This window comes from Pseudomonas sp. HMWF006, from assembly GCF_003061205.1.
In the GTDB taxonomy this organism is placed as follows: domain Bacteria; phylum Pseudomonadota; class Gammaproteobacteria; order Pseudomonadales; family Pseudomonadaceae; genus Aquipseudomonas; species Aquipseudomonas monsensis.
Genome location: NZ_QAIU01000430.1, coordinates 1454 through 10529, shown reverse-complemented (window position 1 = coordinate 10529; position 9076 = coordinate 1454). Strand labels below are relative to the sequence as shown.

Genomic DNA, 9076 nt, shown 5'->3' with positions numbered 1-9076 from the left:
GATCAACAACACGCCCAGTACCAGCGGATAATCCAGTTTGCTCGGAAGCAGGGTGAAGATCACCGCCGCCATCAGCGACCAGTTCAAGGCACCGAGCAACAGTTGCAGCACGGCCATGCGCAGCGACGGCAGGTTGATTTCCACCCCACGAATCGACCACTCGCGGCGCTTGGAAAACTGACACGCCGCGAGATACCCGGCGCTGATCAGCAGCAATAGGATACCGACGCCCTGCAATGCATCGCTGCTCAGTTTCCATCCCGGCGGCATGCGCACCAGGCCACTGCTGAACACCACACCGGCAATGGTCATGTAGCCGAACCAGTTGGTCGCCAGGCTCAAGCCGAGAATCTTCGCAATGTTGCCTTTGCTCACGCCCAGGCGCGAATACAGCCGATACCGCATGGCGATACCGCCGACCCAGGCGCTGAGATTGAGGTTGAACGCGTAACTGATGATCCCCACGGGCAGGATCTGTTTCCAGGTCAGGTCCTGGCGAATGTAGGTGCGGCCGATCAGGTCGAAACTGGCGTAAGTCAGGAAACTCAGCAAGGTCAGGCCGGCAGCGATGATCAGTGTGCGCACCTTGAAGTCGGCGAGGGTTTGCAGCACTTCGGCCCATTCGATACGGGTGGCGAACAGCGTCAGCAAGACGATCAACGCGAGGAAAAACAACAGCGTCAGTGGGCGTTTCCAGCGGCTCCATTTCGAGTGAGTCGCTGGCGCGGCGTGGCCTGTCGAGTGTGCTTCGGAGTGGCTCATGACTGGCCACCTCGAAACGGCTTGAGCCGTGGTTTGTGCGCCGGCAGCCAACCGGCCATCGCCGGGAAGTGCCGCAGAAAGTGAAACACCAGAAAACCTACGGTCATGTGCCAGATCCGTCCGCGCGGGGATATGTCGGCGTCCATGGCCTTGCAGTGGTTCTGGCTGAGGTCTTCGAGGCGCTCGAACAAATGCTGATTGAATTCCCGATCGCGAATCAGCACGTTGGCTTCCAGATTCAGCGACAGGCTCAGCGGGTCGAGATTGCTCGAGCCGACGGTGCTCCATTCATCGTCCACCAGCGCCACTTTGCCGTGCAGCGGTCGCTGGCAATACTCGTGGATCTGCACGCCGGCCTTGAGCAGGTAGTCGTAGGTCATGCGCGCCGCGAGTTTGGCCACCAGCATGTCGGGCTGACCTTGCAGGATCAGCCGTACATCGACGCCCCGCCGCGCCGCATTGCGGATCTCGCGCAGCAGACGGTAGCCGGGGAAAAAGTAGGCGTTGGCGATCACCACCCGGTGTTTGGCCCGGCGCAGTGCCTGCAAGTAAACGTCCTCGATATCGGTGTGGTGCTGATCGTTGTCGCGAAAGACCAGGCGCACCTGACCATCGTGGTCGCTGAAGGCCATGTCTGCGCGACGCTGGCGCCGACGCTGCCACCAGAAGCGTGCGCGTCCGGGGCGACCGCTTTGCAGCAGGGCAAAGTGATGCAGGTCAGCAACCGCTGGGCCCTGAATCTGCACGGCATAATCCTGTTTGGCTTCGGGGCCAAAGTCGGCCAGGTGATCGCCGGAAAAATTGATCCCGCCAATGAACGCAACCAGGCCGTCGACCACCACGATTTTGCGGTGTAAGCGGCGGAACCAGTTGGTGCGAAAACCCAGGTGCTTGGGCGCCGGATCAAACATCTGCAGGTGCACGCCCGCATCGCTCAGGGCCGCGAGATAAGCGGTGGTCAACTCGCCACAGCCAAAGCCGTCGAGGCTGACGGTGGTGCGCACGCCGCGCTGTGCCGCGTCGATCAGTATCTGCTGCAACTCTGCGCCGACCTTGTCTTCGAAAACGATGAAGGTTTCCAGCAGGATTTCACTTTTCGCCGCACGCATGGCGTCGAACACCCGGGGAAAATATTCTTCGCCGTTTTCCAGGAGTTCGACACGGTTGTTGCCTTGCCAACTGTACTCGACGTCAACCTGGCCGGGCTCGCGCACGGGCGGGGCGATGCTGATCGGTTCCACGGTGGATTTCTCCAGCGGTGCGCTGTTCATAATTCAATCTCCACCGATAAAGGGGCGTGGTCGGAAAGGTGTGACCAGGGCCGGTTCGCCAGGACTTTTGGCTGGCGGGCCTTGAGGTTGCGTACGTAAATGCGGTCGAGCCGCAGGGTCGGCAGGCGCGCCGGAAAGCTGCGTGCGGGTTTGCCGTGATGCTCGGCGAAGACCTCGCGCAGGCCCCAGGGTGTGAGGAGCGCATCGGCGCGCTGGCGCCAGTCGTTGAAGTCGCCGGCGATGATCACCGGGGCATCGTCCGGCAGTTCCGCAAGGCGTTGACCGAGCAGCTTCAACTGCGCGTTGCGATGGCTTTCGCGCAGGCCCAGGTGCACGCAGATCGCATGCACCTCGACCCCGTCACCGGGCAGGCGCAGCACGCAGTGCAGCAGGCCGCGGTTCTCGTGGCCGCTGATCGAGACGTCGAGGTTGTCGTGGCGGATGATCTGGAATTTCGACAACAGCGCATTGCCGTGATCGCCCTCCGGATACACCGCGTTGCGCCCGTAGGCGAACTGCGGCCAAAGGCTGTCGGCGAGAAATTCATACTGCGGCATCGTCGGCCAGTTGCTATAGCGCTTAGGGTGATGTTCGTGGGTGCCGTGGACTTCCTGGAGAAACACCACGTCGGCGGCGACGCTGCGCACCGCTTCGCGCAGTTCCGGCAGGATGAAGCGCCGGTTGAGGGCCGTGAAGCCCTTGTGGGTGTTGACCGTCATTACAGTGAAAGTGCGCACCGTCGGCGCGACCACCGAACCTTCATCGGTGAAGCCCACCGGTTCAGGAATGCTCATGGCAACACTCCTTCTGCGGCGCTTTCACCGGGGGCGGTGGCGAGGTCGTTATCGAGCCCGAAACGCTGCAGCAGATTACGCGCGTCGTAGGGCGCACGGACTTTGATGTCGTTGTCGAAGTAGCAAAACACTTCCCGGGATTTACGTGCGCGCGGCTTGAGTTGCGGGGCGATCAGTTGCGCATCTTGCGGTTGCCGGCCGTGGTGCCAGGCTTCGATACGCTCGGCCCAGCGCTTGAGGGCCGGCGCGGTGTAGCCGCTGGCGTAGAGTTCTTCGGCACCGTGCAGGCGCAGGTAGACGAAGTCGCTGGTGAGGTCTTCGCGGTACGGCCACTTACCGGCGGTGTCGGCGATCACCAGCGCGGTGTTGTGGCGTTTGAGCAGGCGCACGAAGTCCGGGTCGATGAAGCTGTCGTTGCGGATTTCCACGGCATGGCGCAGCGCTTTTTTGCCGTAGGCCTTGAGGCTGGCGTGGCCGTGCAGGTGGGCATCGTGTTGATGGGCGAGGGCGGCGGCCGCTTCAGGGGTGTGGGGCAGTTGAGCGAGAAAGTGTTCGAAGCGCTGCGGCTCGTATTTGAAGTTGGGCGGAAACTGCCAGAGGATCGGGCCGAGTTTTTCCTTGAGTTCAAGCACCCCGGACGCGAAGAAGTTCGCCAGCGGTTTTTCGATGTCGCGCAAGCGGCGAATGTGGGTGATGAAGCGCGGCGCCTTGACGCTGAACACGAAGTCGTCAGGCGTTTCGGCGTACCACTGCGCGTAGCGTTCGGGCCGTTGCAGGGCGTAGAACGATCCATTGATTTCGATGCTGTTGACCGCCCGCGATGCGAACTGCAATTCACGTTTCTGCGCCAGTCCCTTGGGGTAGAAATCCCCGCGCCACGGAGCGTAGCGCCAGCCGGAAATACCGATGTGAATCGTTGCCATGTCGCCCTCCCGTAGTCAGTCCTCGTACAGCCTGTGTGTGTTGATGACTGTGGGCGGTTCGGGAAAGTTTCGGTGGCGTTACGGACGGTACATTTTTGCGCGCTCCACGAAAAACAATGTGCGAGGGGGCTTGCTCCCGAAGGCGATGGGTCAGTCAGCGTTGATCGCGACTGATACCCCGCTTTCGCGAGCAAGCCCCCTCCCACAAGTGCCCCCTCGACAAGGGCACAGGTGTTGAATCAGTGGCCGGTGACGATGCGCGAAGTGCTTTCGGCATAGGTCGGGCCGAGGCGATCCAGTCGACCGCTCCAGGCAGTCAGGGCCAACGCCACCAACACCACCAGACCACCGATCCACGCCGTGTGGATCAGGCCGATGTGTTCAACGATCAAGCCACCGCCCCACGCCCCGCCGGCAATCCCGAGGTTGAACGCAGCAATGTTCAGCCCCGACGCCACATCCACGGCTTGCGGTGTGTGATGTTCAGCCTGACGCACCACATACACTTGCAGCCCCGGCACATTGCCGAACGCGACTGCGCCCCAGACCAATACCGTGGCCAGTGCCAGCCAGGGATTGGCGGCGGTGAAGGTCAGCACGAACAACACGGCCGCGAGCAGGGCGAAGATGATTTTCAGGGCGCTGATCGGCCCGCGTCTGTCCGCCAGCTTGCCGCCCCAGATATTCCCGACCGCTACCGACACGCCATACACCAGCAGCACCAGGCTCACCGTGCTGGCGCTGAAGCCCGAGATGTCCTGAAGGATCGGCGCGAGGAAAGTGAAGGCGATGAACGAGCCGCCGTAGCCGATCGCGGTCATGGCGTACACCAGCAACAGACGCGGTTGTTTGAGCACTTGCAGTTGTTGCAGCAGCGACGCCGGTTTGCTGTGGGCGATGTTGCTCGGCACGTAGATCAGGCTGCCGATAAAGGCAATCACGCCCAGCGCCGACACGGCGAGGAAAGTTTCACGCCAGCCGAAATGCTGGCCGATGAACGTACCCAGCGGCACGCCGGTGACCAATGCCACGGTGAGGCCGGTGAACATGATCGCAATTGCGCTGGCGGCTTTTTCCTTGGACACCAGGCTGGTGGCGATGGTCGAGCCGATGGAGAAGAACACGCCGTGGGCCAGACCGGTGACGATCCGCGCCAGCACCAGCGATTCATAACTTGGCGCCATCCACGCCAGCAGGTTGCCGAGGGTGAACAGCACCATCAGCGACAGCAGCAACAGTTTGCGCGGGACCTTGCCGGTGAGCGCGGTCAACACGGGCGCACCGATGGCCACGCCCAGCGCGTACAGGCTCACCAGCAAACCGGCGGAGGGAAGACTGACGCCGAGATCGGCGCCAATGGTAGGCAGCAGGCCAACGATGACGAACTCGGTCGTCCCGATGGCGAAAGCGCTGAGGGTCAGCGCGAGCAAGGCAATGGGCATCACGGCACTCCAGGGTGATTTGATTGGATGGAGCGCAGTGTCGGGGTTTGGCTTGTGCGGAAAAATACGGGTGCGGGCATTTGATATTTGCCGGCAGCGCAAATATCCCTGGATGGGTGTGAACGCTGTGGATAGGGGATTTACCCCCGTTCGACTGCGCAGCAGTCGTAAAACCTCACGACTCGGTCTGGCAGGAGATTGAAGATTCAGGTTTTGGCGCCGCTTCGCCGTCCAACGGGGATAAATCCCCTCGCCACAGGGGAATGCGGGATTTGAATATGAGGATTCAGGCAAAAACCGAACTTGTCCGCCATTCACCGATCAGTTCCTTACAGGTTCAGCCATCGGGAGAGCGGAGTTTTGATCAAGTTCAGGATCGCCATTTTGCTGGGAGCACTGCTGTTTCTTGGCGCCAGCGAACTCGAAGCCGCCGCGCTGCCGGGCGTTCCGGCCACCGCTGAGGAACCGGCCAAAGCCGAACCGATTGTGCAGGGCGGTCTGCTCGGGGCGATCAGTTCCAGCATCGACGATGTGCAGGACAAACTCGATCTCAATGAACATCTGGTCGATGCCTGGCGCCTGCGTGCCGATCGGGCAGCGGATGAAGTCGACAGACTGGTCAACCACCCCTCGAATCGCTCGGGCTGGAGTGTCGCCGGCGATTTCCTGATGTTGTCCGGTGTCTGGCTCGGCGCGTTTGCCCTGCTGACCGTGCTTGGCAGTCTGTTGGCCAAACGCCTGCGCGAAGGCCGCTGGTTACGCACGCGCCAGCGCAGTCAGGATCTGCTCGGTTATCTGCTGCCGTACACGCTGCCGGCGCTGATCTGCCTGCCTTTGACCCTGTACGTCAGCCATTTTCTGCAAGCCTCGGTCGGGCGTGCACTGGCGTTGTGTCTGGCCTACGCCACCAGCAGCGGTATTTTTTCCCCCTCGATGCTGTTGTGCGTCGTGGTGATGTTCAACGTCGGCCATAAGCGCCCGGCGGCGCGGATCATCCGCAATTACTGTCCGCCCCCGCTGTTCCTGATCGGTTTCCTCGCGGCCCTCAGCGACGCCTTGACCAGCCCGCAAATCGCCCGGCAACTGGGTGGCAACATCACCAGCAGCGTTGCGGTGTTCACCGGGCTGATCGCTTCGATCATCTTTGGCCTGCTAGTGATTCGTCTGCGCCGGCCAGTGGCGCACCTGATCCGCAACCGACCGCTGGCGCAACGCCTGAAACAACCGTCGTTGCAGGAGTCGCTGCGGATTTTCTCGGGGTTGTGGTATTGGCCGATTGTGCTGATGGTGCTGGTGTCGGCGATTAATCTGATCGGCATCGGTGAGGACAACCAGAAAGCCCTGCGCTGCGCGTTGTTCACCACCGTGCTGCTGATCGGCACGGTGTTCCTCAGCACGATCCTGCAGCACCTGTTCAAGTCACCAAAGGCCGAAGCCTTCCAGCGCCGCAGCGCCTACAAGGAGCGTTTTCTCAGCCTGCTGCACGCGTTGCTGCGGATCGTCATCGCCATCGCGTTCATTGATATTCTCGGGCGGATCTGGGGCGTGTCACTGCTCGATTTCGCCCAGGGCAGCACGGTCGGCCGGGCCATCAGCAACGCCTTGAGCAGCATCGGTTTGATTTTCCTGGTGACATGGCTGTTGTGGGTGGTGCTCGACACGGCGATTCAGGAAGCCCTGAAACCCCCGCTTAACAAGCGCGGGGCGCGCCAGCCCAGCACCCGGGTAAAAACCATCCTGCCGCTGCTGCGCAACGCGATCAAAATCATCCTGGTGGTGATCTGCGCGATCACCACGATGGCCAATCTGGGGATCAATGTGGCGCCATTGCTGGCCGGTGCCGGGGTGGTCGGTCTGGCCATCGGTTTCGGTTCGCAGCAACTGGTGCAGGACGTGATCACCGGGCTGTTCATCATCATCGAAGACACCCTGTCGATCGGTGACTGGGTGGTGCTCGATTCCGGGCATGCCGGCACGGTCGAAGGCCTGACCATCCGCACCCTGCGCCTGCGTGACGGCAAAGGCTTTGTGCACTCGGTGCCGTTTGGCCAGATCAAGGCTGTGACCAACCAGTCGCGGCAGTTTGCCTTTGCGTTTTTCTCGGTGCAGTTCACTTACGACACGGACGTGGACAAGGCGATCGAGCTGATCCGCGAGACCGGCGATTCGATCCGCGAAGACCCATTCCTCAAGTACAACCTGCAAGGCCCGCTGGATGTGTTTGGCGTGGACAAGATGGATTTGAACGGCGTGGTGCTGACAGCGCAGTTCCGTACCGTGTCGGGTGGGCAATATGCAGTGAGCCGCGCATTCAACCAGCGTTTGAAGAAGCTTGTGGATAACACCGAGTCGGTGCATTTCGCGCAGACTTATCCACAGCAGGTTTTGTTGCCCAAAAGGCAGGAGGAGGGGGCGCTGGTGGCGACTGAGTTGCCGCAGGAATCGCGGACTTGATGCAAGATTTTGTGGGGCTGTGCCGGCCCTTTCGCGAGCCCAAGCACCCTCAATGCCGGATCAATTTGCCGCGCACCTGTTCCATGGCGATCTGATCCAGCTCCAGCCAAAATTGCTGCTTACCGGCAATCTCCGCCGCCACCGGCAAACCATCCCGATAGACCAACCGATTACTCGCCAGCGCCGGCACTTTCACCCCCGGCAACAACGTCCCGGCGAGATTCAGCGGATCCACCCCGCACACCGCGATCAAACTGCCGTCATGTGGCCGCCGCCGAACTTCGCGCAGCAAGGCAATCGCCTCGGGCAGGGCAAACTGCTCTCCCGCCAGACCGCTGACAAACCGTCCACCACGAATCTCGCCACGGGCCTCCAGGCGATGGAAGGTGCGCAGTAATTCCCGCCAGTTCGGCAACCAGTCCGCTTCGCGCTCCAGCAACCGCCAGAACACCACGCCGTAGCGGCGCAGCAGGGTCATGGCGACGTGTTCCAGGGTCTCGTTGTTATCCACAGCCTGCCCGCGCCGCAGCAATGCCCAGCGCCCGGCATCATCCATGCCGCCGACGAACGCGCCGCGTCCACGTCGACTGCTGCGCTGCTGGCGCTTGCTCGCCGGGGTAATCAGGGCACGCAGGCCGGCGAAGCTGTCGGCGTTCACCAGGCCAGCGCCAACCAGTTCCTGCAGGGCCGTTTCCAGTTCGGTGCGCAGCAGGTGCGCTTCATGAATCAACTCATCGAAAAACAGCGCGCCGTGCTGACTCAGGGCTTCAAAAACCTTTTGGGTTTTCGCTGACAGTTCGCTGGCCGGCGTCTGCTCGGCCAGTGCGCTCCACAATCCGGCCTGACTGCGTGGCAGTAATACGATCGGCGTGCTGCGCAATGCCGTGCCACTGGTTTTTTGCCGGGCGCTGAGGCGCGTCCACACCAGCTTGCCGTTGCGACACAGATCATCCAGCCAGGTCGGCGAGTAGTCCTTGAGGCGCGCCGGGAGGATGTCGCTGTCCCAGGCCGAAGCCGCCGCCGGATACCCCTCGAGCTGGCCGACGATTGCCGGCAACACTGCGTTGCCCTGACCGCGCGTGGCGGGCGAGAGGTGCTGCCAGTCGAACAGGAAACGCATGAAATCCTGCAACGCCACGGGCTCGATTTCCCGGCGCAGGCGCTTGACCGTATAGCGATGGATCCGCGCCAGCAGATGCCGCTCGCACCATTCCTCGTGCGTCAGTCCCGGGGTGAACTGGCCGCGCAGCACGTACCCTTCGCGTTCCAGTCGAGCGAGGGCTTGCTGGACCTGAGGGGCGGGCAGCGCAAGCGGTTCGGCGATGGCGAGCAACGGCAGCGGGCCGAACGCGCCGAGCCGTGCGCGGATCACTTCGACCAGTGCTTCGTCGAAGGTCCAGGCGTTATCGAAGCCGGGCAAGTCCACCACG

General features: G+C 62.0%; 6 protein-coding genes and 1 pseudogene. 1 reads left to right on the top strand and 6 read right to left on the bottom strand.

What is annotated here, in order from left to right; all coding sequences use genetic code 11:
- The 5 genes from DBR24_RS18110 to DBR24_RS18090 all read right to left on the bottom strand — a co-directional run.
- A partial coding sequence (locus DBR24_RS18110; RefSeq protein ID WP_146189077.1) for a YbhN family protein occupies window positions 1-762 on the bottom strand: 762 nt, incomplete at its 3' end.
- On the bottom strand, window positions 759-2033 hold the full coding sequence (clsB, locus tag DBR24_RS18105) for a cardiolipin synthase ClsB (RefSeq protein WP_128615435.1): 1275 nt from the start codon (window positions 2031-2033) through the stop codon (window positions 759-761). The genes DBR24_RS18110 and clsB, both read right to left, overlap by 4 nt.
- Window positions 2030-2827 (bottom strand): endonuclease/exonuclease/phosphatase family protein, encoded by a 798-nt coding sequence (locus DBR24_RS18100; RefSeq protein WP_128615434.1) that lies wholly within the window; start codon window positions 2825-2827, stop codon window positions 2030-2032. The genes clsB and DBR24_RS18100 overlap by 4 nt, the downstream gene beginning before the upstream one ends.
- Window positions 2824-3750, bottom strand: a complete 927-nt coding sequence (locus tag DBR24_RS18095; RefSeq protein WP_128615433.1) for a DUF72 domain-containing protein — start codon at window positions 3748-3750, stop codon at window positions 2824-2826. Before DBR24_RS18095 ends, DBR24_RS18100 begins: the two co-directional genes overlap by 4 nt.
- Before the next feature lie 239 nt (window positions 3751-3989).
- Window positions 3990-5192 carry an MFS transporter gene (locus DBR24_RS18090; RefSeq protein ID WP_128615432.1) on the bottom strand — a complete coding sequence of 401 codons (1203 nt, stop codon included), beginning with the start codon at window positions 5190-5192 and terminating at the stop codon, window positions 3990-3992.
- Window positions 5193-5552: 360 nt separating this feature from the next.
- Here DBR24_RS18090 and DBR24_RS18085 point away from each other — a divergent pair, with 360 nt between their 5' ends.
- On the top strand, window positions 5553-7646 hold the full coding sequence (locus DBR24_RS18085) for a mechanosensitive ion channel family protein (RefSeq protein ID WP_128615431.1): 2094 nt from the start codon (window positions 5553-5555) through the stop codon (window positions 7644-7646).
- A 49-nt stretch (window positions 7647-7695) separates the two neighbouring features.
- Here DBR24_RS18085 and DBR24_RS32705 read toward each other — a convergent pair.
- Window positions 7696-9076: pseudogene (locus DBR24_RS32705) on the bottom strand (ATP-dependent DNA helicase); the annotation flags it as partial.